The sequence below is a fragment of the Rhizobacter koreensis genome (assembly GCF_013366375.1).
GTDB classification, from domain to species: domain Bacteria; phylum Pseudomonadota; class Gammaproteobacteria; order Burkholderiales; family Burkholderiaceae_C; genus Schlegelella_A; species Schlegelella_A koreensis.
Map to the genome: position 1 here is coordinate 323537 of NZ_JABWMJ010000002.1, position 23933 is coordinate 347469.

The window sequence follows — 23933 nt, forward strand, 5'->3', positions numbered from 1 at the left end:
GGCGCAGCGGCAGCGACTGCCGCCGCCGCATCGACGATGCCGGCCCCGCAAGTGGTCGTGGCGCAGTCGTCACCGGTGCCCGCCGGAAAGGCACGCGCCGTGGACTTGAGAATCGAGGTGACCTGGGCTGGCGTGAGGGACGGATTCACCGACAGCATCAGCGACACCACACCGGCGACGTGCGGGGTCGCCATGCTGGTGCCCTGGTAACTGGCGTACGTGTCGCCGGCCGGAGTGGTGCTTCCGCCGTTGAGCGTCGAGAGGATCGCCCCGCCATTGCCGCCGCCCGGTGCCGCGATGGTGATCCCGGTGCCGTAATTGCTGTAGCTCGCGTGTCCGCCGTTGCGGGTGGTCGCCGCGACCGCGATCACACCGTTGCAGTTCGCCGGCGCCGTCGTGGCGACGTTGACGGAGCTGTTGCCCGCCGCGACCACGACGACGCTGCCGCGCGCATTGATGTCGTTGATCGCGTTCTGGAACGTCGTGCCGCAGTTGCCCTCGCCGCCCAGGCTGAGGTTGATCACGCGGGCAGGCGTCGGGTTGTTCGGGACGCCGGCGACGGGGATGCCGGCGGCCCAGCGCATGCCGTCGACGATGTCGGACGTGTAGCCGCCGCACTTGCCGAGCGCGCGGATCGGCTGGATCTTCGAAACCCAGTTGATGCCGGCGACGCCGCTGCCGTTGTTGCTGGCCGCGCCGATGGTGCCGGCGACGTGCGTGCCGTGCCACGAGCTGGACGCGTTGTTGCAGCCGTAGTCGCCCGGATCGGACGCGTCGGCGTCGCGACCGTTGCCGTCGTTCGATGCGGTGGTCGACGAGATGAAGTCGTAGCCGGCGACCAGCCGCCCGGCCAGATCGGCGTGGGCGACGACGCCGGTATCGACCACGGCCACGACGATGCCGCTCGAGCCGACGGTGCGATCCCAGGCGGCCGGCAGGTTGATGCCGCCGGCGGGCTCGAAGAGGTCCCACTGGTACTGGTAGAGCGAATCGTTCGGCACGCGTTGCGGAACCATGCGCAGGTCGGGCTCGGCGTAGGCGACGCTCGGGTCGCGCGCCAGACGCTGCGCGATCGCGCGCGCCTCGGCGCGAGACACCCGCCCCGGCAGGGCGAGCACATGGTTGTTGCCGGACATGCCGCGCAGGCGCTGCGCGCGCTCGCCGATGCGGCTCGCGATCTCGGCGATGCGGCGATCGGGGTCTGCCGCGGCGACGTCGCGCAGCCGCACGATGATGCGGTCGGTCGCGTCGGCCGCGACAAGCGCCTGCGCGGCATCGGGAGCGCGCCCGCCGGCGAACGCCGGTGCTGCGGCGGCGACAGACAAAGCGACGAGAAGGGCGCGCGGCGCGCCGGAAACGAAATTCATCGTTGAAAGCCCTTGAGTGCGTCACGCGAGAGGCAGGACGCGCTCTCGGCCGGGTGACTCGGCTGCAGACAGCGCTCAGGAGCAGCGCCATGGCCGGCCGCAATTCTCGCAGCCCGCCTCGCGAAAACGCAGCGACCGGAAACGGATCAGGGCATTGCGCGGGGGTCGCCGCCGTGTGGTATTGCCGCGTCTGCTTGCGGTTGCAATCCGCAACAACCCTGCGCTGCGGAGCCGATCAGCCGAAGCGCCGCCTCAACGCTCGGGGCTCGGCGGCAAGGCCGTGCGAAGCCGGTCGGTCGAAGCGATCAGCACGAGCACGAAGAAGAGCAGGCTGACGCGAGGCACGTCGAGCAGGCTGTCGAACGCGCCGACGATGGCGAACCCTGCCAAGGCGCCCGCGATCGGAGGGGCGAGCGGATGCGTGCGCGCGTCGCCCGCCGCCACACGCGCGAACGCGACGCCCACCAGCGTGAGCAACGCGATCAGTCCGGTCACCCCTTGCTCGAAGAGCGTGTGGACGAGCACGTTCTTCAGGTGCCACGGCATGTGGTTCCGATCGCTGCTGAAGAACCAGTGCGCACCTCGCTGGGAGAACGTGCGGTTGCGCAGCAGCTCGGTGCCGGTGGCGTCGCGCACCGAAAGCTCGGCGATCTCGACACGGCTTCCTGGTGTCTCGTTCGCGATCGAGAAGACGATCGGACGCGGTGCGATCAAGTTGCCGGCCGAGAGTGCCGGCCCCTTCAGGGCTGCCGACACGGTCTGCCACTCGCCCGCCGATATGCCCACCTGCCCGGTCGCACAGCGCGCCTCGTAAAGCAGGTGCTTTTCGCACACGTCGAAGTGCAGGCTTACCCAGTGCTCCGCACGACCGCGTACGCGGACTTCAAGCGGCACGAGCGGTTCGTCGATGCGTTGCGAGAAGCGCAGCATCTCACCCCAGCCGAGCACGTGGCGACCGCCGGTCAGGACGAGCATCGGCCCTTCTGCGCCGTCGATCACCCGGTAGTCGCCGGCGGCGTCGGTGGCGGCATGATCGAGCGCATGGCGCGCGGGATAGCGCCCGAGGCCGATTCCGAAAGTCCAATCGATCGGCGTGCGCAGCTGCGCGAGCCCGTCACGCCAGTGTGCGATTCGGCCGCCGAGGTCCTGCTCGGAAGTCGAAAAGCGCCCGCTCATGTAGGCGCCGCCGCCGAGAACGCCGACGCCGGCTGCGGCGAGCCCCATCGCAGCGACCAGCAGCAGCTGTCCGCGAAGTGCGAGTGGCCCGCTTGGCGCGGGTGCCTGCCCGCGAGGGACAACGGCCGCGGCAAGCGTGAGCACGGCGAGCACTGCCACAACGGGCAGCATGCGTGCGAGGGCAGCGTCGCCGCCCCAATGCCGGGCCACCGCCGCGACACCGAGCACGATCCCGAATTCCAGCCCGGCAAGCCGAGCGCGCGTTCCGGCTCGTGTAAACGACAGGCCCAGAGCGCAGAGGACCAGGGCACCGTAGGACAAATACGCGCCCTTCGGTACCCCCGCCGCAGACGCGACGACGATGGCGCTGGACGCGACGGACGCGAGCAAAAGGTCCTGCCAAGCCTTGCCCGGCGCGGCATCTTCCGCCGCCACGAGCCGCAGCAACACGGCGCACGCGCCGAGCAGCGCGAGCATGCCGCGGTAACCGCTGGCGGGAAACACCCAAAGCGCCGCGCCGCAGAAGAGCAGCCACATCGATGCCGCCAGCCAGGGTCGCATCGCTCGGCGGCTTGCAGACGGCGCTTGTTCAGCGGACGAGCCCAGCCACATGGTGAGTGCCACCCCCATGGGAACCGCAAGGTAGATCGCGCGCGAGAAGGTCGTCAGGCACGCGTACGCAGCCAGGGCGCTGACGCCGAGTGCGAGCGCGAAATGAAAGCGCGAGCGAGGGCGCTGCAGCATGCGGATCGCGAACGGCACCGTGAGCGCGAGGAAGCCGTCGAAGGCAGCTCCACCGACGTGCATCTCCCAGAAGCCCGCGGTCGTACGGTAGTCGCTCGAGAAGTCGAGCAGGCCGGTGAAGGCCAGTCGCTCCGACAACGCTGCCAGCGCGGCGAGCCCCAGCCCCGCGACGAGTCCGACTTCGAGCGCGGCTGCTGCCCCCTTCGGATCGCGCGCGGCTTCCGAGCGCCAGAGCGCCAGCAGCAACAACGCCCAGACGAACGGCTTCAGCAAGCGCAGGCTGTTGAGCGGCTCGCGGTACCCCTGGTAGAGGTCGAACGCCCAGCCCCCGGCATCCATGACGCCCAGCACCGCCGCGATGGCGCTGGACGCGGCGAACAGGCCGATTGCCAGGAGGGCGGTCGTCGGCCAGATCCTCGCCCGGTGCCGGCCGGACGACGAACTTGTCACCGCATGCCGCAACGAAGCGCCTGCCACGGCCGCCAGCACCAGAAGGTCGATCTCCTCGACCACGAGCCAGCCGGTCCAGGGTGCGAACGACAGCACCGGCAGCAGCGCGAACACCGCCACCAACGCAGCACGCGGCCGGAGCATCGCAAGCAACGCTGCGGCGACGAACAGCGACAGCACCGCCGGGCCGTTGAGCGGATGCTGCAGCGCAAGCCAGCCGCCGAAGCCGAGACCGCCGAGCCCGAGAGCAGCGGCAAGAGGCCTCACGCGCCGCCTCGCCCGACGGCTCGCATGCCGGTGGGTGACCGCGAGCCGCTCACGGCGCGCGCGACGGTCGAACGATCAGACGGTCGAAGCAGGCGGCGAGCGCCTCGGCGCGGCCGCGGCGCGACGCGCCCTCGACGGCCGCGTCGCCCGGCAGTGATGCCTCGTTACGTCGCACGGCATCGATGAACGCGGGCAGCAGCCGCCCGATCGCATCGGCGGATTCAAGCGGCGCGATTGCATCCAGTCCTGCGGCGCGCAGCACGCCGGCGGTGTCACCGGAGGGGTCGGCCAGGCCGAGGATCGGCCGGCGCGCGCGCAGGTACTCGTAAATCTTGGCCGGTATCTGCTCGTTGCAGTCGTTGCCCTGCATCACCAGCAAGGCGTCGGCGCGCAGCATCTCGGCGAGCGCATCGCGGTAACCGACCGCCGGCAGCGTCTCGATCAGGTCCTCGATCGCGTGCTCGCGCGCGAGACGCTGCAGCAGATCGTCGTGGACCGCCGCGCGAAAGCGCAGCTTGAGCTTTGCGGCCTCGATGCGTCCGCTCGCCTTCAGAGCGCCGAGCGCGGTGAACAGCGGCACCGGGTTGCGCTCGCCGGGATAGACGATGCCACTGTGCAGCAGCGTGACCGCACCCGCGTTGAGCGGACCCTCGGCAGCCACCGCAGCCGCGTCGACGCGCGCGAAGCTCTCCTCGTCGTAGCCGTTCTCGATCACGACGATGCGATCCGCGGCCGTCGGGTAGCGCTCGCGGTACATGCGCGCCGCGCCTGGCGTCGTGAACACGCACAGGCTCGCATGGCGCATCGCGAGCTGCTCGATGCGGTCGAAGCTGCGCCACACCTTCGGGTCGGGCGGGTAGCCGTCCTGTGCCATCGGATCGCGGAAGTCGGCGACCCACGGCAGGCCGGTGCGCCGGTGCAACGCCACACCGATGAGGTGCGCGGTGGCGATCGGGTAGGTCGACCAGATGAGCGCCGGCCGATGCGCCCCCACCATCGCCAGGCCGCGCCGCACGCCGTCGAAACGCCAAGACATCCAGCGGTCCGGACGCGCGGTCCAGCCGAGATAGCGTCCGCCGATCGACAGGTGCCGCGCCGCGTCCCACGCGCGTGCACGCTCGACCACGGTCGAAGCCGGAACCTCGCGGTTCAGGTCATCGTTGGTGCGCTCGTAGGCGCGTGGGTCGGCCGAGAGAACCAGCGGCTCCCAGCCGTTGGCTGGCAGGTGCTGCACGAAGCGCAGGGTGCGCTGGATGCCGCTGCTTCCCGCGAGCGGCGGGAAGTGGAACGCGACCATCAAGGCGCGCCGCGGCAGCGTGGACGAGTCTTGCAAGAGTCAGCCGGCGGCGTTGCGGGAGGAGCGCGTGAAGGGCCGGCCTCCGCTCATGGCGATCAGTTGACTCCGCGCGACCCGGCGGACCGGTTCAACGTGCGGCACCCTGCGCTGCCCGCTGCTCAGCACGATGCGCCGAACAGCGCACGGCGCGCCCGCCTGCCGTACGACGACGCCCTCTGCCCTCGCCTCACCGTGCAGTCGTGCTTGCGCCTGCGGTCGAGGCAGCCGACGCCGCCGCGGCAACCGACGCGGTCGACACCGCCGCCGCAGCGGGCGTGGCCGACGCCGCGCCCGCGGGCGCCGCCGGCGCGTCGCGCCACTTGCCAGCCGCCACGAGCTTCTGCTTCAGGTCGGTGCGAGGGAATCCGAGCGCTTGGGCGGTGTGCGCCTGCTGGAGCGCCTTGTCGTAGTTCTTCGCGTCGAAATAGAAGAGCCCGGCGTTGAAGTGCGTGAATCCGTTGTCCCCTGCCATCGACACCACACGGTCGAGTTCGGCCACGGCCTGCGGCGTGCGGTTGTTGCGCAGCAGGTAGTTGGCATAGAGCATGCGCGCCGTGGTGTCGTCGGGCTTGAAGCGCAACGCACGCTCGAAGTAGCACTCGACCGGACGCGGCAGATCACGCGGCTGCGGCGACTTGTTCTTCTCGCCCCAGCCCATCACCGCCACCAGCGCGCGGTGGTGGTTGGGCGACGCCCGCAGCGTGTAGTCGAGGTCTCCGCCGATGTAGCCCTCCTGACCACCCGTCAGCGTCTCGACCTTGCGCGTGAAGTGGTGGTCCTCGACCACCCGCAGCTCATTCTTGCTCGTGCGGTAGTCGAAGGGCCCGTAGGCGTTCTGGAGTTCGCCGCAGCTCTGCGGCGTCTGCGCCGCGGCAGAGCCAGCCAGCGCGACGCCCGCGACCAGGCCCAGCAGCGATGTCCAACGGCACGCCTGCGTGCCTCGACGGTCTGGCTTCATCGGATTCATCTCGGTTCGCGTTCGATCCACGGGACAGGGCGTGATGCTGCCACGGCGGGACTCCCACCTCGCCTCGGGGTCATGCACGCGCCAGCCAGTCGATCGTGATGCGCTCGACCGCGGCAGCAGCGGCGAGCGACGAGAACGTGTGGTCGGCGCCTTCGAGCGTGCGGCGCTCGACGCGAGGCAGGGCGAGCTCGCGCTGCCAGGCGGCTTCGCCCGCGACGTGGTCGGCGAACTCGCGCGCGGTGAGGTCGTTCTCGCTCAGAACCAGCAGCAGGCGCCCCTTGAGGCGAGCACAGCCGCGCGCCATGCGCTGCTGATACGACACGGCATCATCCTGGTCGGGACGATCGCCGGCGGCGGCTGCCGCGGTCTTGCGCAGCAGGTCGGCGATCGCATTGGGACCGACCTTGAAGCGCAGCAGCTTGGCCCAGAACTCGCGCTGCAGCAGGCGCTGGCGGTAGTAGTGCTTGAGGTGCGTCTTGGCGAGGCTCGCTTCCGAGCGCACCCAGGGATTGAGCGCGCAGACGCCCGCCACGCGCGGATCGCCGGTGCGATCGCAGTACAGCAGCGCGGCCGAGGCGCCGTCGCAGAGGCCCCACAGCACGACCTGGCGAACCGACGGCGCGCTGCGCTGGAGCTGGTCGATCGCCGCGCCGACGTCGGCATCGAGGTCCTCGAACGAGCGCACGTCGCCGCCGCTGTCGCCCATGCCGCGCACGTCGAAGCGCAGCACCGCGTAACCGGCGGCGGCCACCGCGCGCGCGAGCAGAACGAACTGGCGATGGCTGCCGGCGCGGTACTGCGGGCCGCCGACGATGACGACGACGCCGGTGCTCGACGCCTCGGCCGGCAGGTGCGCGATCGCGACGAGGCGCTCGCCGGCACAGTCGATCAGCAGCGCCTGCTCGCGCACCGACGACGCCGCATGGGCGCGGTCGAAGTTCACAAGTTCGCCCACCTGGTTCATGCGGCAAGCCGCGCGCTGCCAAGCGCGCGGACGCTGGCGTCGATCAGCGCCGGCGCGACCTCGATCTCGGTGGTCTGCCAGAACGCCGGGCCCGACACCGCGTCGGCATCGACCTCGACGCCTGCGGCGCGCCAGTTGTCGACCGCACGCGCGCCCGCCGGCGTGAGCGCGGGGTGGTCGCCGCTCGCGATCTCGAGCCAAGCCAGGCGGTCGACGGCCGACGAGGGCTCGAGCCGCGCCGCCTCGAGCCCCGCCGCGAGCTCCGGGGCAATTCGGTAGCCGGCAACGTCGATGGTCTCGCCGGCCGCGAGGCGATCGCGCAGATCCTCGACCCCACCGCCCGAGGTACCGGCCAGCCGCTCGGCCGCGGTGCGCAGCCGCAGGAACTGCTGCAGCACGGTCTTGCCCGAAGCGGCCGGCTGCCAGAAGAGAGCCGTGCGCGGCTCGCCGGCTCGTTCGGCCGCCGCGAGCGCCACCAGGCAACCGGCGCGCAGCCCCCACAGCAGCGGCGTCGATCCGAAGCGCGCGACCAGCCAGTCGCTCGCGAGCTGCACGTCGTCGATCCAGTCGTCCCAGGCCGCGTCGCCGAAGTCGCCGCTGCTGTCGCCGCAGCCGAACAGATCGACCTGCAGCACCGCATGGCCGGCCGCCGCGAACGCACGCGCCTGCAGCGCGGCCATGCGGCGCGACTTGTTCATTTCCTCGGCGAACGGGTGCACGTAGACGATCGTGCCACGCGGGTCGGCCGGCGCGTTGAGGAGGCAGAAGCGGCGTCCGCCGGCGCGCCCGGGCGAGGCGAGGAAGAACGCGTCCGTCGTCGTCGCAACCCGCCGCGCAGCAGCATCCATCACGCCGGGGTCGGCCGCTCCAGCTTGCCGGCGACGAAATCGGTGAGCGTGCCGACGGTCGCGAAGACGTCACCGTCGATGTCGCTGTCGTCGATCACGATGCCGAAGCGTTCCTCGAGGCTGGTGATCAGCGTCACCACCGCCATCGAGTCGAGCTCGGGAACGGCACCGAGCAGATGCGTCTGGCGCGTGAAGCTTGCCGAGCGTCCCTTCAGGCTCAACACGTCATCGAGCAATCGGGTGACTTCCTGCATGACATCCATGCCAACGTCCTCTGCGTTCCGGTGAAGCGGAAATTCTAGGCCGCGACCGTCCGGCGCCGGTGCCCGTCCTCCGTGAAGGACTGCACCGCACAGCCGACCGACGCCTGATCCGGCGTCCGTGGCAGCGCCTGACCGCGAGGTGCCGCATGCGATACTTTTTGGCTCTCTCCCGACCGCCTGCCGCATGCCCGAATCGACCCTGCTGCACGAGCTGATCGCCTGCGGCGCCGAGCGCTGGCCCGACGCGCCGGCCCTCTGCGCCGGCGTCATCACCATGAGCTACGCCGCGCTTCAGCACGACGTGGCGGCGCTCGCATCGACGCTGGTCGGCGAGCTCGGCGTACGGCGCGGCGAGCGCGTCGGGATCTTCCTCGAAAAGCGCGTCGAAGGCGTGGTGGCCAGCTTCGCGGCGCCAGCCGCGGGCGCGGTGTTCGTGCCGATCAACCCGCTGCTCAAGCCCGAGCAGGTCGGCCACATCGTGCGCGACTGCGCGGTGCGGGTGCTCGTCACGTCGCCCGAGCGCCTGGCCCTGCTCGACGGGGTGCTTGCGACCTGTCCGAGCGTGCGCCACGTGGTGCTCACCGACGCGGGGGCGCCCACCGCGCCGCGCGCCGCCCAGGCGACGTCAACGCTGGCGTGGCGCGATGCGGTACGGGAAGTGCGGCCCGCCGCCCTGCACCGCGTGATCGATACCGACGTTGTCGCGATCCTCTACACCTCCGGCAGCACCGGCGCGCCCAAGGGCGTGGTGCTGTCGCATCGCAACATGGTCGCCGGCGCGAAGAGCGTGGCCTCGTACCTCGGCAACCACCCCGGCGACACCCTGCTCGCCGCGCTGCCGCTGTCGTTCGACGCCGGCTTCAGCCAGCTCACCACCGCGTTCCACAGCGGCGCGCGCGTCGTCCTGCTCAACTACCTAATGCCGCGCGACGTGCTGAAGGCGCTCGAGCGCGAGCGCGTCACCGGGCTGACCGCGGTACCGCCGCTCTACATCCAGCTTGCCCAGCTCGAGTGGCCGGCGACGATCGACGAGCACCTGCGGTACTTCGCCAACACCGGCGGACGGATGCCCCGCGAGACGCTGAACCTGCTGCGCCGGCGCGTGCCGAGCGCGCGTCCGTTCCTGATGTATGGCCTGACCGAGGCGTTCCGCTCGACCTATCTGCCGCCCGACCAGGTCGACCGCCGACCCGACTCCATCGGCAAGGCGATCCCCAACGCCGAGATCCTGGTGCTGCGCGACGACGGCAGCGAAGCCGGCGTCGACGAGCCGGGTGAACTCGTGCACCGCGGCGCGCTGGTGGGCCTCGGCTACTGGGGCGATGCCGCCAAGACCGCCGAGCGCTACCGCCTGCTGCCGGCCGGCATCGGCGGCCGCGACGCCGGGCTGCAGCTCCCCGAGTACGCCGTGTTCTCGGGCGATACGGTGCGTCGCGACGCCGAGGGCTACCTCTACTTCATCGGCCGGCGCGACGAGATGATCAAGACGTCGGGCTATCGCGTGAGCCCGAGCGAGGTCGAGGAGGTGCTCTACGCGACCCGCCTCGTCGGCGAATGCGCCGCGCTCGGGGTCGACCATGCGGTGATGGGTCAGGCGATCCACATCGTCGCGACGCCCCCCGCGGGCGCGCTCGAAGTCGACGTGCCGGCTCTGCTGGCCGCCTGCCGCGTCCGCATGCCGGCCTACATGGTGCCGGCGTCCATCGACAGCGTCGCCGGGCCGCTGCCGCGCAACCCGAACGGGAAGATCGACCGCAAGCAGATCGCGCAAAGCCTGCGCGACGCCGCCGCGGCGCCCGAGCCGGCGCTGAGCGCCGCGCCGTGAGGGCGGCCGCGACGACCTCCCGCTCGGGCTCCACGTTGCGTGCGCGGGGCTGCGTGCGTCGCCGGTCGGCAGCCGAGGCTCTGCGCGTGCGCTCCTGCGGCCAGGCGCGTGGCGCATGCTGAGCAAGCTCAGGGCGCTCTTTGGCGAGCTCGGCGTCGGCGCCGGCTCGGTCTACCTGCTCGACCGGGTGCTTCGCAAGATTTCGCACCGCTGCGGCGTCTACCTCTACGAGCTGGTGGTGCAGCCGATCGGAGACAAGCCGCTGCTGCCGCCCCGGCTCTCGAAGAACATCCGCTTCCACGAGATCGCCGAACACGACGCCGACATGCAGCGCCTGCTGGCGCGCCCCGAGATCAAGGTGTCCCGCTTCGCGCAAGGTGCGGTGTGCCTCGGCGTCTACCGGCTCGACGTGCTGATCGGCCACGTGTGGTTCTGCTTTGGGCGCTACGAGGAGGACGAGGTGCGCTGCGACTTCCGCCTGCCCGCGCCCGGCGACGCCTGGGACTTCGACCTCTACGTGTTTCCCGAGCACCGCATGGGCATCGGCTTCATGGCGGTGTGGGACGCGGCCTTCGCGTACCTTCGCGAGCGCGGCGTGGCGCGCTCGTTCAGCCGCGTCAACCGCTTCAACCTCGCGTCGCGCCGTGCGCACGCGCGCCTCGGCTCGCGGCCGGTCGGCAGCGCGCTCTTCGTCAAGCTCGGCCACACCGAGCTGACGCTGTCCTCGGCCGCGCCGTTCGTCGGGCTCACGCGGCGCCGCCGCCTCGCGTTGCAGGTGCCGAACCCCGGCCCGGCCGCCGCGGCCTGACTCTCTTCCGACAGGACCTTTCGTGCCGAACCCCACCGCTTCCCCTGATGCCGGCCCGCCGGTGCACGCCGCGCTCGACCACTTCGGGTCCGCCGACGGCACGCTGACGATCGGCGGCCTGCCGGTCGCGCGGCTCGCCGAACGCGTCGGCCGCACGCCGTTCTACGCGTACGACCGCGCGCAGCTCGATCGCCGCGTGGTGCAGTTGCGCGATGCGCTGCCGGCCGCGGTGAAGCTGCACTACGCCATGAAGGCCAACCCCTTTCCCGCGCTGGTCGGCTATCTCGCGCCGCGCGTCGACGGCATCGACGTCGCCTCGGGCGGCGAGCTGCTGGTCGCGCTCGACGCCGGCGCGCCGCCGGCGGAGGTGAGCTTCGCCGGCCCCGCCAAGACGGCAGCCGAGCTGCGCCAGGCCGTCGCCGCCGGCGTGCTGGTCAACGTCGAGTCGACGCGCGAAGTCGTCCTGCTTGAAGCGATCGCCGACGAGCTCGGCGTTGCCGCGCGCGTCGCGGTGCGCGTCAATCCCGACTTCGAGCTCAAGGGCTCGGGAATGAAGATGGGCGGCGGGCCCAAGCAGTTCGGGGTCGACGTCGAAGCGGTGCCCGATCTGCTCGCGGGGATCGGCGCCGCCGGGCTCGGCTTCGAAGGCTTCCACCTGTTCGCGGGCTCGCAGAACCTGCGTGCCGAGTCGATCTGCGACGCCCAGCGGCAGTCGTACGACCTCGCACTGCGCCTGGCCGAGCACGCGCCGGCCCCGCTGCGGGTGCTCAACCTCGGCGGCGGCTTCGGCATCCCCTACTTCCCCGGCGAGCGTCCGCTCGACCTGGCGCCGATCTCGGCCAACCTGCACGAGCTCGTCGAGCGTGCGCGCCGCGACGTGCCCCACGCGGGCATCGTGATCGAGCTCGGCCGCTACCTCGTCGGCGAAGCCGGCGTGTATGTCGCGCGCGTGATCGACCGCAAGGTCTCGCGCGGCCACGTGTTCCTGGTCACTGACGGCGGGCTGCACCATCACCTCTCGGCCTCGGGCAACTTCGGCCAGGTCGTCCGCAAGAACTATCCGGTGGCGGTGGTCACCCGTCACGGCGGCAGCGAGCGCGAGCGCGCCTCGGTGGTCGGACCGCTCTGCACGCCGCTCGATCTGCTCGCCGACAAGATGGAGCTGCCGGTGGCGGAACCGGGCGACTTCGTGGTCGTGTTCCAGTCCGGAGCGTATGGGGCGAGCGCCAGTCCGCAGGGATTTCTGAGCCACCCGGCCGTGGTCGAGGTCATGGCCTGACGCATTGCCCGCGGGCCATCACCGCTGCATTGTCGGCGAAGGACTACGAGGCGGCGGTGTCCACGCGCACACCGGGTCAGGCGGCGCTCCGATTCGCGCGCCCGAATGGTCGGTCCACATTGGGCTCGACGAAGCGCGGTGGTGCTTTCCGCCGCGCAGAGCGCCGAAGGAGGACGCACCTTGAACGGCTTCTCGACACTACCTCGCCCCGTCCATCTCGCGATGGGTTCCCTGGCACGCCGCGCCCCGCGTGCCCACTTCGACTGGCCGCTCGTCGGCTTCTGGGCCAGCTACCTGGCGGTACTGGGTCTGGGCATCAACGGACTCGCCAACCTGCTGTGAGATGACACACGAGCCGACTCGAGACGCCCGCTGCCGCGGGCGTTTGTCCATCGGCGCGGCTCGAACCACAGATGGGCCGGACCGCTGCAGCGTAAGTGAGGCTAGCGCGGCAGGATCTCGTTCAGGCGATCGGCCGGGCGGCACAGGCGCGTCCCGAGCGGCGTCTCGACGATCGGCCGGTTGATCAGCACTGGATGCTGCTGCATCGCGTCGAGCAATTTGTCGTCGGTGAGGTTTGCATCGGCCAGACCGAGCTCGTTGTAGATCGGTTCCTTCTCGCGTAGCAGGCGCCGCACCGGAATACCGGCGGCACCCGCGAGCTCACGCAGCTTCTGCTTCGAGGGCGGCGTCTTCAGGTACTGGACGATGCTGGGCTCGATGCCCGCGGCGCGAAGCGCCGTCAGCACCGAGCGCGAGGTTCCGCACGCGGGGTTGTGATAGATGACCGTATCCGACAAGGCGAGTCTCCAGACGGCTCGTGCGGTCGCTTGCCGGTCCCAAGTCAGCTGTGATCAGGGGTGAGCTAGCGCGCGAGCCTTCAGCCAAAGCGGGAGCGAAGCGGCAGCGAAGCCGAGCCAAGCGGCCCACCCATTCGCACCGCCCCACACACTGCCGCCGAGCGACACGCGAACTTGAGGCGCCTCGCTGCCGACACAAGGGTCGAATTGACGGCGGCAAGTTGGCCGCAAAAGAAAAACGGGTTGCCGCATTTCTGCTGCAACCCGTTCGATGTTGGCGGAGTGGACGGGGCTCGAACCCGCGACCCCCGGCGTGACAGGCCGGTATTCTAACCAACTGAACTACCACTCCAGCTTTCTGCCCGTCGCTACGCCGCCATACGGCGCGCTGACTTGGCGTCCCCTAGGGGATTCGAACCCCTGTAATCACCGTGAAAGGGTGGTGTCCTAGGCCTCTAGACGAAGGGGACTTCTAACTCTTCGTGCCGATCGATCGGCATCTTTGATCTTGGTGGAGGTAAGCGGGATCGAACCGCTGACCTCTTGCATGCCATGCAAGCGCTCTCCCAGCTGAGCTATACCCCCGAATAAGCCTTCGATCGAATCACCTTCGAGCGCCTCAATCGATGCGCCTTTGGGTACCAGCGAAAAACCAGCATTATAGGCACTAAACGGGGCGCTGCAAACGCGCCGTGACGACGTCGCGCTCGAAGAGCTCGAGCACAGTGTCGATCGACGGCGTCTGGACGCGGCCGCACACCAGCACGCGCACCGCCGGCGCGAGCTGCGGCATCTTGACCTTGTGCTCGGCGAGCGTCTCCTTGACTGCCGCCGCGATCGCCGCCTTGTTCCATTCGACGGTGCGGAGCCGGTCCGCGAGGCTGGCGAGCGCGGGCCCGACCGCCGGCGTGACGTGCGCCGCCACGTCGTCGGCGCCCGGTGCGACGTCGCCGAAGTACATCGATACCCAATCGGCGAGCTCGACCGTCGTCGAGCAGCGGTCCTTGAAGAGCGCGCACAGGCGCGCCAGGCGCTCGTCGCCACGCGCCTCGATACCGCGGCGCTGCAGCTGCGTCGCGACCAGGCCGGCCAGCGCGTCGTCGCCGCTCTGCTTGATGTAGTGCGCGTTCACCCAGTTGAGCTTGGCGGCATCCCACTGGGCCGGGCTCTTCGAGAGGTGCTCGCCGTCGAACCACTCGACGAGCTGGGCACGGCTGAAGAGCTCCTCGTCGCCGTGGCTCCAGCCCAGCCGCGCCAGGTAGTTGAGCATCGCCTCGGGCAGATAGCCGGCTTCCTCGTACGCCGTGACGCTGACCGCGCCCCGGCGCTTCGAAAGCTTCTGCCCGTCGTCGCCGAGGATGATCGGCACGTGCGCGAACACCGGCAGCGGCGCGCCGATGGCGTTGAAGATGTTGATCTGCCAGGGCGTGTTGTTGACGTGCTCGTCGCCGCGAAAGACGTGGCTGATGCGCATGTCGAAGTCGTCGACGACCACCGCGAAGTTGTACGTCGGCACGCCGTCGGTGCGCATGATGATCAGGTCGTCGATCTCGCGGTTGCTGATCGTGATCGGCCCCTTGACCAGATCGTTCCAGGTCACCTCGCCATGCGGCGGGTTGCGCAAGCGAATGACCGGTGCGATGCCTTCGGGTACCGGCGGCAGCGTCTTGCCGGGCTCGGGGCGCCAGCGACCGTCGTAGCGCGTCTTCTCGCCACGCGCGCGCTGCGCCTCCCGCATCTGGTCGAGCTCCTCGGGCGTGCAGTAGCAGCGGTACGCCGTTCCGTCGGCGACCATGCGCTCGGCGACGGCGCGGTAGCGCTGGAGGCGCTGCATCTGAAAGACCGGGCCCTCGTCGGCATCGAGGCCGAGCCAGTGCATCGACGCGATGATCTGGTCGACCGATTCCTGCGTCGAGCGCGCGACGTCGGTGTCCTCGATGCGCAGGATGAACTTGCCGCCGTGGTGGCGCGCATACGCCCACGAGTAGAGCGCGGTCCGCGCGGTGCCGAGGTGCAGGAATCCGGTCGGCGACGGCGCGATGCGGGTACGAACGGGTGCTCGGCTCATCGGTCTCGGGGAGCGTCGGCAGGCGGCAGCAGACCGCGCAGGATGTCGGCCTGGATATCGGCGACGTCGTCGAGACCCACCGCGACCCGCACCATGCCCTGCGTGATGCCGGCGGCGAGGCGCTGCTCCTCGGTCAGGCGCCCGTGCGAGGTACTCGCGGGGTGGGTGATCGTCGTCTTGGTATCGCCCAGGTTGGCCGTGATCGAGCAGATCTGCGTCGAGTCGATCAGGCGGAACGCGGCGGCGCGCGCGCTCGCCGGATCACTGGCCGCGCCGCGCACGATGAACGACACCACCGCCCCGCCCGAGCCGGCCTGCTGCGCCATCGCGAGCTCGTGCTGCGGGTGCGACGCCAGGCCAGGGTAGTAGACCCGCTCGATCTCGGGCCGCGCCTCGAGCCAGCGCGCGAGTTCGAGCGCGCGCTTCGACTGCGCCTCCATGCGGATCGACAGCGTCTCGAGACCCTTCAGCACCACCCAGGCACTAAACGGCGAGAGCGTGATGCCGGCCGTTCGCATCACCGGCATGAACTTCTCGTCGATCAGCTTCTGGCTCGCGCAGAGCGCGCCGGCGATCACGCGGCCCTGGCCGTCGAGGTACTTGGTGCCCGAGTGGATGACGATGTGCGCGCCGTACTCGACGGGGCGCTGCAGCGCGGGCGTGCAGAAGCAGTTGTCGACGGCCAGCCAGGCGCCGCAGTCGCTCGCGATCGCGGCGAGCGCCCGGATGTCGCACACCTCGGTGAGCGGATTGGTCGGCGACTCGGCGAACAGCAGCTTCGTGTTCGGGCGCACCGCCGCGCGCCACGCCGCGACGTCGGTCTGCGGCACGAAGCTGGTCTCGACGCCGAACTTGGCGAATTCGCGCCCGAACAGCATCACCGTCGAGCCGAACACGCTTTGCGAACAGATGACGTGGTCGCCCGCCTTCAGAAGGCCCATGCCGAGCAGCAGGATCGCGCCCATGCCGCTGGCCGCCGCGATGCACGCCTCGGTGCCTTCGAGCGCAGCGAGGCGGCGCTCGAACATCGCCACCGTCGGGTTCGTGAAGCGCGAGTAAATGAACGCCTCTTCCTCGTTGGCGAAGCGGCGCGCCGCCGTCGCGGCGTCGGGCTGCACGAAGCTGCTGGTGAGGAACAGCGCCTCCGAGTTCTCGCCCCACGGGGACGCCGGCAGGCCTTCGCGCACCGCGAGCGTGTCGCGCCGGGTGCCGGCGGGCAGATCGACGCGCGGGATCTTCCTCGGGTCGCCGCTCATGCGAGCTCCGTCGCGTTCTGCAGTGCCAGGCGCGAGCGGTCCGCGGCATCGCCGCTCGCCATCTCGTCGGGGTTGGGGCCCTCCGCCCCCGCGATGCCGTCAGCGCCGTCGTGCTGCTGCGTGCGCCCTGCGGCGAGCGCCGCGACGTCGGCCGGGCTGACGTCACCGGTCACGTAGACGCCATCGAAGCACGACGCCTCGAAGCCGTCGAGGGCCGGGTTCAGCTTGTGCACCACGCGCTTCATCGCCTCGACGTCCTGGTAGATCAGCGCGTCGGCGCCGATGAACGCGCGGATCTCCTCGATGCTGCGCTCGTGCGCGATCAGCTCGTTCGCGGTCGGCATGTCGATGCCGTAGACGTTCGGAAAGCGCACGGGCGGCGCCGCCGACGCGAGGTACACCTTGCGGGCGCCGGCTTCGCGCGCCATCTGCACGATCTCGCGCGACGTCGTGCCGCGCACGATCGAATCGTCGACGAGCAGCACGTTGCGGTTCCTGAACTCGACCTCGATCGCGTTGAGCTTCTGGCGCACCGACTTCTTGCGCACTTCCTGCCCCGGCATGATGAAGGTACGGCCGACGTAGCGGTTCTTCACGAACCCTTCACGGTAGGGCTTGCCGATGCGCTGCGCGAGCTGCATCGCGGACGGCCGGCTCGACTCGGGGATCGGGATCACGACGTCGATGTCCTTCGGCGGGATGGTCGAGATGACGCGCTGGGCCAGCGTCTCGCCGAGATTGAGACGCGCCTGGTAGACCGACACCCCGTCCATCACCGAGTCGGGCCGCGCCAGGTACACGTACTCGAACATGCAGGGCTTCAGCATCGGTCGCTCGGCGCACTGACGTGCGTGCACCTTGCCGTCGAGGTCGATGAAGATCGCCTCGCCGGGGACCACGTCGCGCGTCACCGCATGCCCGCTGCCGACGATCGCGACCGACTCGCTGGCGACGATGACCTCGCGGTCGTCGGCGTCGCCACCCGCGCCGAACGACAGCGGGCGGATGCCGTACGGGTCGCGGAACGCGAGCAGGCCATGCCCCGCGATCAGCGCGATGACCGCGTACGAGCCCTTGAGGCGCTTGTGCACCGCCGCGACCGCGGCGAACACCGCGTCGGGGGTGAGCGCCTTGCCGCTCGTCGCGGCATCGAGCTCGTGCGCGAGCACGTTGATCAGCACCTCGGTGTCGCTGCTGGTGTTGATGTGGCGCCGGTCGACGTCGAACAGCTCCTTCTTCAGCGCCGCGGCGTTCGTGAGGTTGCCGTTATGCACGAGGACGATGCCGAACGGCGCATTCACGTAAAACGGCTGCGCCTCTTCCTCGCTGTAGGCGTTGCCCGCGGTCGGGTAGCGCACTTGGCCGAGGCCGACGGTGCCCGGCAGCGCGCGCATGTTGCGGGTGCGGAAGACGTCCCGCACCATCCCGCGCGCCTTGTGCATGAAGCAGCGCGTACCCTGCATCGTCACGATGCCGGCGGCATCCTGCCCGCGGTGCTGCAGCAGCAGCAGCGCGTCGTAGATCATCTGGTTGACCGGCGTTTTCGAGATGACGCCGACGATGCCGCACATGGTGGAGACCTCGGTTCAGTTCACGTCGCAGGTGGCGACGCGATCCAGGGAGACAAGTAGCCGGGCAGCAACGGCCCGAGCCGCTGCAGCACGCGGGTGAGCGCGTCGACGCCGGTCGATGCGCGCCACGGCGCGGCGCCGGCAATCGGCGTCAGACCGATCGCGGCGACCAGCGCGAGCAGCACCACGACCCCGCGCAGCACGCCGAAGCCGGCGCCCAGCACGCGATCGCCCGGCCTCAGCGGCGTGGCGTGGATGATCGCGCGGATCAGCTTGGCGAGCAGCCCCCACGCGATCAGCACGCCGACGAAGGCGAGCACGAACGCCGCTGCCGAATTCGCCGCCGAGCCGAGCCCCGTGAGGCCCATGTGCGGGGCGAGCAGCGGCGCCAGCATGCGTGCCGCCACGTAGGCAACCACCCAGCCGGCCAAGCCGAGCAGCTCGTAGACCAGCCCGCGCACGGCACCGACCAGCATCGAGAGCACGAGCACGCCGATCAGGCACAGGTCGACCCCGCCGATCGAATCCGGCATCGGGCGTCACAGCCCGAGCACCACGCCGCCGAGTCCGGCGGCGCGTGCCTTGGAAAGCGCGGCGTCGGCCTCGCCGCGCGAGGCGAACGGGCCCAGCCGGACCCGGACGCGCGGACCGCCAGGCGTCTGCGCGACCTGGGTGTAGGTTTTGAGACCGAGCCGCTCGATCTTCTGGCGCGTTTCGCGCGCAGCGTGGGCGTCGCTGAACGCGCCGACCTGCACGACGAAACGGCTCGCGTCGGCGCTCGAGGCGCCACGGCCTTCGAGCAGCGCCTTGGCGCGGTTGCCGTCGTCGGCGCCCGAGGCGCTGCGGCGGAGTGTGTCGGACGCGGCGGTGGCGGCGGTACCCGCGGGGGCCGAAGCAGCGCGAGTCGGGGCCGAAGCGGCGCGAGCCGGTGCCGAGGCCACGCGGGTCGGTGCCGACGCAGCACGCGCCGGGGTGGACGCGGGGCGCGACGGCGCCGACGCGGCGCGCGCCGGCGTCGATGCAGCGCGCGCGGGCGTCGACGCCGCACGGGAGAAAGCGGGCGCCGTGCTCGCCGCGGACGACGACCCGGCCGCGACCGCCGCATGCCCCACGGCACTCGCCGCTGGAGCCGCACGCGGAGCGACCTCGCGGCCACCTTCCGACGCCAGCTCCGTGATGATCCCGTCCTCGCCACGCGCTCGCGGCGCGGCGCCGATGGGTGCGTCGGCGCGCGCGACCTCGGGCGGTGGCGTCGCGTCGTGCAGCGGCGCGCGCTCGGCCGGCATGGTGAGCGGCGGTGCCCTGTCCTTGCTCGGAATCTCGATCGGGATGTCGACCGGGATCGGCCGCGGCTGGGTCTCGAAGACGAGCGGAAAGCCGATGATGCCGACCACCAGCAGCACCACCGCGCCGATCAGGCGCTGACGAGCCCGGGTGCGCGCCTGCTGGACCGGATCGCCAGGTTCGGCGGCGGGCCGGGGGGCTGCGTCGGGCTTGGACTTGAACATGAAAAGGGTTCTGCTCGGGCGCCGGCGGCGGGATCGTTGGCGCGGGGGTCGCGCGGTGCGGAACGCGCCGCGGCAGGTGTCTAGCCGGGCTGCTGACCGGCCAGCGGCGGCAGCCCGTTTTCAAGGACGGCGCCGACCGTGTAGAACGAACCGAAGACGACGATTCTATCAGCGGGGTCTGCGGCCGAGAGGGCCGCACCCAGCGCCGCAACGGGGCCGGCGTGCTCCTCGGTGGACGCGCCGGCAGGCGCGCCCTGCCCCACCGCGCGGTAGATCGCGTTCAGCTCGGCGGCGCGCGCGGCCCGCGGAGCCGGCAGGTCGGTGAAGTGCCAGTGATCGACGAGCGGCGCCATCTTCGCGAGCATCTCGGCGATGTCCTTGTCGCGCATCGCACCGAATACGGCGTGGGTGCGTGGAAAGAAGCCCATCTGGTCGAGGTTCTGCGCGAGCGTCGCCACCGCATGCGGGTTGTGCGAGACGTCGAGCACCAGCGTCGGGCGCCCCGGAACGATCTGGAAGCGACCCGGCAGCTGCACCTTGGCGAAGCCCTGGCGCACCGCCTGCGCGTTGATCGGCAGCATGCTGCGCAGCGCGTCGAACGCGGCCAGCACCGCCGAGGCGTTGAGCAGCTGGTTGGCACCGCGCAGCGAGGGGTACGCGAGACTCGCCCAGCGCTGGCTGCGTCCGACCCAGCTCCACTGCGTGCGATCGCCGCCGTAGCTGAAGTCGACGCCCGGCCGCCAGAGGTCCGCGCCGATGGCACGCGCCGCCTCGATCACGCTGTCGGGCGGCACCGGGTCGCCCACGATCACGGGCTTGCCGGCGCGCATCACGCCGGCCTTCTCGCGGCCGATCGCCTCGCGGTCGGTGCCGAGGTACTCGATGTGGTCGATCGCGATGCTGGTGATGATCTGGCAGTCGCTGTCGAACACGTTGACTGCATCGAGCCGCCCGCCGAGCCCGACCTCGAGGATCACGACGTCGAGATCGCTCGCCGCGAGCAGGCGCGCGATCACGAGCAGCGTGAACTCGAAGTAGGTCAGGCTGACGTCGCCGCGCGCCGCCTCGACCGCCTCGAAGTGCGGCACCAGCTCAGCAGCCTGGGCCATCCGACCGTCGATGCGGCAGCGCTCCTCGAAGTGCACGAGGTGAGGCTTGGAGTAGAGACCGACGCGGTAGCCCGCCGCGAGCGCGATCGACTCGAGCATCGCGCAGGTCGAGCCCTTGCCGTTGGTGCCGGCGACGGTGATCAGCGGCGCGTCGAAGCGGATGCCGAGGCGGTCCTTGACCGTGCGCACGCGGTCGAGGGTGAGCTCGATCTCGCGCGGGTGGATGCGCTCGCAGTGGGCGAGCCAGTCGTCGAGGGTCGCCGGCGCGAAAACGCTCGCCGACGCAGGACCCGCCGGGTCGGGCGCGCTCACGACGCGCGCCCGCGGTGCGCCGCGGCGCCGGCCGCCCTGATCGCCCGGGCGCTGACCACGGCGGCGCTCAGGCGACCGCGTCCGAGCTGAGCCGCTGCAGCATCGCCAGCTGGCGCGCGATCGTCGGGCGCAGCTCGCGCCGGTCGACGATCATGTCGATCGCGCCGGTCTGCAGCAGGAACTCGGCACGCTGGAAGCCCTCGGGCAGCTTCTCGCGCACGGTGTTCTCGATCACGCGCGGGCCGGCGAAGCCGATCAGGGCCTTCGGCTCCGCGATGACGACGTCGCCGACGAACGCGAAGCTCGCCGACACGCCGCCCATGGTCGGGTCGGTCAGCACGCTGATGTACGGCAGGCGCGCCTTCGCGAGCCGGGTCAGCGCGGCGTTGGTCTTGGCCATCTGCATGAGGCTGAGCAGGCCCTCCTGCATGCGCGCGCCGCCGGTCGCGGTGAAGCTGATGAACGGCGTCTTCTGCTCGAGCGCGGTGTGCACGCCGCGCACGAAGCGCTCGCCGACCACCGAACCCATCGAGCCGCCCATGAACTCGAACTCGAAGCACGCGACGACGACCGGCAGGCTCATCAGCGCGCCGCCCATCACCACCAGCGCGTCGGTCTCGCCGGTGTGCTCGAGGGCATCCTTCAGGCGCTCGGGGTACTTCTTCGAGTCGCGGAACTTGAGCGCGTCGACCGGCAGCACCTCCTGGCCGATCTCGTAGCGCCCTTCGGCGTCGAGGAATGCGTCGAGGCGCGCGCGCGCGCCGATCCGGTGGTGGTGCGCGCACTTCGGACAGACGTTGATGTTCTTTTCGAGATCGGTCTTGTAGAGAACCGTCTCGCACGCCGGGCACTTGACCCACAGCCCTTCCGGCACCGAGCGGCGTTCGCTCGGGTTGGTCGGCTGGATCTTGGGCGGCAGCAGTTTTTCGAGCCAGCTCATGGAGGTCCTTTCAGGAATCGAGCGCCGCGCGAATCTCGGCGACGAACGCCTCGGCACGCACCGGCGCCTCGTCGGCACTCGCGCTCTCGAGCCGCGTGACGAGCGTGCTGCCGATGACGACGCCGTCCGAGCGCGCCGCCACCGCCTGTGCGGTGCGACCGTCGCGGATGCCGAAGCCGACGAACACCGGCAGCTGCACGTGCGCCTTGATGCGCGGGATCATTCGCGCGACCGCGTCCACGTCGAGGTGGCCGGCGCCGGTCACGCCCTTCAGCGACACGTAGTAGACGTAGCCGCGAGCGATCTCGCCGACGCGGCGGATGCGCGCGTCGCTCGAGGTCGGTGCGAGCAGGAAGATCGGGTCGAGCCCGCGCCCGGTGAGCAGCGCCGCGAATGACTCGCATTCCTCGGGCGGGTAGTCGACCACGAGCACGCCGTCGACGCCGGCCGTGGCCGCGTCGTCGACGAAGCGCTCGGCACCATAGCGCTCGATCGGGTTGGCGTAGCCCATCAGGACGACCGGCGTGTGGGCGTCCTGCTTGCGGAACTCGCGCACCATCCCGAGCACGCGCGACAGGCCGACGCCGCGGGCGAGCGCGCGCTCGCTCGCCTTCTGGATGACCGGGCCGTCGGCCATCGGGTCGGAGAACGGGACGCCGAGCTCGATCACGTCGGCACCGCCGCGTGCCAGCGCGTGCATCACGGCGACGGTCGACGTCGGATCGGGGTCGCCCGCGGTGACGTAGGGCACGAGCGCCTTGCCGCCGCGCTCGCGCAGGGCCGCGAGCCGGGCTCCGATGCGGCTCATCGGATCACCTCGGCAGCAGCCTGGCGCTCCGCCTCGGGCACGTCGCCCGACCGATCGCGGGCGTCGTGCTCGGCGACGGTGCCGATGTCCTTGTCGCCGCGACCGGAGAGGTTGACGAGCAGCACCTTGTCGGGCGAGAGCGTCGGCGCGAGCTTCATCGCGTAGGCCACCGCGTGGCTCGACTCGAGCGCCGGGATGATGCCCTCGGTGCGGCAGAGATGGTGGAACGCGGCGAGCGCCTCGTCGTCGGTGATGCCGACGTACTCGGCGCGACCGATGTCGTGCAGGTAGGCGTGCTCGGGGCCGACGCCGGGGTAGTCGAGCCCGGCCGAGATCGAGTGCGTCTCGATGATCTGACCGTTGGCATCCTGCAGCAGGTAGGTGCGGTTGCCGTGCAGCACGCCGGGGCTGCCGCCGCTGATCGACGCGGCGTGGCGCCCGGTCTCGATGCCCGCCCCTGCCGCCTCGACGCCGATCAGGCGCGTGTTCGCGTGCTCGATGTAGGGGTAGAAGATGCCCATCGCGTTGCTGCCGCCGCCGACGCAGGCGATCACCGCGTCGGGCTGGCGGCCGGCCATGTCGGGCATCTGCGCGATGCACTCGTCGCCGATCACGCGCTGGAAGTCGCGCACCATCGCCGGGTACGGGTGCGGGCCCGCGACCGTACCGATGATGTAGAAGGTGTTCTCGACGTTGGTCACCCAGTCGCGCAGCGCCTCGTTGAGCGCGTCCTTGAGGGTGCGCGAGCCGCTCTCGACCGGCACCACGGTCGCGCCGAGCAGGTTCATGCGATACACGTTGGGTGCCTGCCGGCGCACGTCCTCGGCGCCCATGTAGACGATGCACTCGAGCCCGTAGCGCGCGCAGATCGTCGCGGTCGCGACCCCGTGCTGGCCGGCGCCGGTCTCGGCGATGACGCGCGGCTTGCCCATGCGCCGGGCGAGCAGCGCCTGGCCGATGGTGTTGTTGATCTTGTGCGCGCCGGTGTGGTTGAGGTCCTCGCGCTTGAGGTAGATCTGCGCGCCGCCGAGCTCGCGGCTGGTGCGCGCGGCGTGATAGATGGGGCTCGGGCGACCGACGAAGTGGGCGAGCTCGGAGCGGAACTCGGCCGCGAACGCGGGGTCGCGCTGCGCCTCGTCCCAGCACGCCTTGAGCTCGTCGAGCGCGTGGACCAGGGTTTCGGCGACGAAGCTGCCGCCGTACGGGCCGAAGTGCCCGCTGGCATCGGGCTGTTGATAGGTCGACATGAGAAAAGGCTTTCGAGAGG

Annotated in this window: 20 protein-coding genes, 3 tRNA genes and 1 pseudogene; 4 read left to right on the plus strand and 20 right to left on the minus strand. The window is 70.7% G+C overall.

Annotated elements, in window-relative coordinates; genetic code table 11:
- Positions 1–2 precede the first annotated feature (2 nt).
- From HQN59_RS25975 to HQN59_RS05335, 7 genes and pseudogenes are all read right to left on the minus strand, one after another.
- Positions 3–1367: pseudogene (locus tag HQN59_RS25975) on the minus strand (S8 family peptidase); the annotation flags it as partial.
- A 252-nt stretch (positions 1368–1619) separates the two neighbouring features.
- Positions 1620–4004, minus strand: a complete 2385-nt coding sequence (locus HQN59_RS05310) for a diguanylate cyclase family protein (RefSeq protein WP_176066830.1) — start codon at positions 4002–4004, stop codon at positions 1620–1622.
- A gap of 49 nt (positions 4005–4053) precedes the next feature.
- Positions 4054–5337, minus strand: coding sequence for a glycosyltransferase (locus HQN59_RS05315; protein ID WP_246294703.1), 1284 nt, complete (start codon positions 5335–5337; stop codon positions 4054–4056).
- Between the two features lie 190 nt (positions 5338–5527).
- Positions 5528–6307 (minus strand): tetratricopeptide repeat protein, encoded by a 780-nt coding sequence (locus HQN59_RS05320; protein ID WP_176066832.1) that lies wholly within the window; start codon positions 6305–6307, stop codon positions 5528–5530.
- Positions 6308–6377: 70 nt separating this feature from the next.
- Positions 6378–7271 carry a hydrolase 1, exosortase A system-associated gene (locus HQN59_RS05325; protein ID WP_176066834.1) on the minus strand — a complete coding sequence of 298 codons (894 nt, stop codon included), beginning with the start codon at positions 7269–7271 and terminating at the stop codon, positions 6378–6380.
- Entirely contained in the window at positions 7268–8119 is an 852-nt protein-coding gene (locus HQN59_RS05330; RefSeq protein ID WP_176066836.1) for a hydrolase 2, exosortase A system-associated, read from the minus strand. The genes HQN59_RS05325 and HQN59_RS05330 overlap by 4 nt, the downstream gene beginning before the upstream one ends.
- The gene (locus HQN59_RS05335) at positions 8119–8382 is read right to left on the minus strand and encodes an acyl carrier protein (protein ID WP_176066837.1); all 264 of its coding nucleotides are present in this window, start codon (positions 8380–8382) and stop codon (positions 8119–8121) included. Before HQN59_RS05335 ends, HQN59_RS05330 begins: the two co-directional genes overlap by 1 nt.
- 184 nt (positions 8383–8566) lie before the next feature.
- Between HQN59_RS05335 and HQN59_RS05340 the strand changes: the two genes are divergently transcribed.
- From HQN59_RS05340 to HQN59_RS05355, 4 genes are all read left to right on the plus strand, one after another.
- Entirely contained in the window at positions 8567–10207 is a 1641-nt protein-coding gene (locus tag HQN59_RS05340; protein WP_176066839.1) for an acyl-CoA ligase (AMP-forming), exosortase A system-associated, read from the plus strand.
- A gap of 115 nt (positions 10208–10322) precedes the next feature.
- Entirely contained in the window at positions 10323–11015 is a 693-nt protein-coding gene (locus HQN59_RS05345; protein WP_176066841.1) for a GNAT family N-acetyltransferase, read from the plus strand.
- Between the two features lie 22 nt (positions 11016–11037).
- Complete coding sequence (locus HQN59_RS05350; RefSeq protein ID WP_176066843.1) at positions 11038–12294, plus strand: pyridoxal-dependent decarboxylase, exosortase A system-associated; 1257 nt, start codon at positions 11038–11040, stop codon at positions 12292–12294.
- Positions 12295–12474: 180 nt separating this feature from the next.
- On the plus strand, positions 12475–12636 hold the full coding sequence (locus HQN59_RS05355; protein ID WP_176066845.1) for a hypothetical protein: 162 nt from the start codon (positions 12475–12477) through the stop codon (positions 12634–12636).
- 101 nt (positions 12637–12737) lie between these two features.
- Here HQN59_RS05355 and arsC read toward each other — a convergent pair whose 3' ends face one another.
- From arsC to trpB, 13 genes are all read right to left on the minus strand, one after another.
- The gene (arsC, locus tag HQN59_RS05360) at positions 12738–13094 is read right to left on the minus strand and encodes an arsenate reductase (glutaredoxin) (protein ID WP_176066847.1); all 357 of its coding nucleotides are present in this window, start codon (positions 13092–13094) and stop codon (positions 12738–12740) included.
- A 275-nt stretch (positions 13095–13369) separates the two neighbouring features.
- Positions 13370–13446 (minus strand) — tRNA-Asp (locus tag HQN59_RS05365).
- 42 nt (positions 13447–13488) lie between these two features.
- Positions 13489–13564 (minus strand) — tRNA-Glu (locus HQN59_RS05370).
- Positions 13565–13603: 39 nt separating this feature from the next.
- Positions 13604–13679 (minus strand) — tRNA-Ala (locus HQN59_RS05375).
- 82 nt (positions 13680–13761) lie between these two features.
- Complete coding sequence (gene gltX, locus HQN59_RS05380; protein ID WP_176066849.1) at positions 13762–15162, minus strand: glutamate--tRNA ligase; 1401 nt, start codon at positions 15160–15162, stop codon at positions 13762–13764.
- Positions 15159–16418, minus strand: a complete 1260-nt coding sequence (locus HQN59_RS05385; protein ID WP_176066851.1) for an O-succinylhomoserine sulfhydrylase — start codon at positions 16416–16418, stop codon at positions 15159–15161. The genes gltX and HQN59_RS05385 overlap by 4 nt, the downstream gene beginning before the upstream one ends.
- Positions 16415–17989, minus strand: coding sequence for an amidophosphoribosyltransferase (gene purF / locus HQN59_RS05390; RefSeq protein ID WP_176066853.1), 1575 nt, complete (start codon positions 17987–17989; stop codon positions 16415–16417). Before purF ends, HQN59_RS05385 begins: the two co-directional genes overlap by 4 nt.
- 20 nt (positions 17990–18009) lie before the next feature.
- Complete coding sequence (locus tag HQN59_RS05395; protein WP_176066855.1) at positions 18010–18522, minus strand: CvpA family protein; 513 nt, start codon at positions 18520–18522, stop codon at positions 18010–18012.
- Positions 18523–18528: 6 nt separating this feature from the next.
- Complete coding sequence (locus tag HQN59_RS05400) at positions 18529–19497, minus strand: SPOR domain-containing protein (RefSeq protein ID WP_176066857.1); 969 nt, start codon at positions 19495–19497, stop codon at positions 18529–18531.
- An 80-nt stretch (positions 19498–19577) separates the two neighbouring features.
- Entirely contained in the window at positions 19578–20918 is a 1341-nt protein-coding gene (gene folC / locus HQN59_RS05405) for a bifunctional tetrahydrofolate synthase/dihydrofolate synthase (RefSeq protein WP_176066859.1), read from the minus strand.
- A gap of 67 nt (positions 20919–20985) precedes the next feature.
- Positions 20986–21858: an acetyl-CoA carboxylase, carboxyltransferase subunit beta gene (accD, locus tag HQN59_RS05410; protein WP_176066861.1), complete on the minus strand. Its 873-nt coding sequence runs from the start codon at positions 21856–21858 to the stop codon at positions 20986–20988.
- A 10-nt stretch (positions 21859–21868) separates the two neighbouring features.
- Positions 21869–22666, minus strand: a complete 798-nt coding sequence (trpA, locus tag HQN59_RS05415; RefSeq protein ID WP_176066863.1) for a tryptophan synthase subunit alpha — start codon at positions 22664–22666, stop codon at positions 21869–21871.
- Positions 22663–23913, minus strand: a complete 1251-nt coding sequence (trpB, locus tag HQN59_RS05420; RefSeq protein WP_176066865.1) for a tryptophan synthase subunit beta — start codon at positions 23911–23913, stop codon at positions 22663–22665. Before trpB ends, trpA begins: the two co-directional genes overlap by 4 nt.
- Positions 23914–23933: the final 20 nt, after the last annotated feature.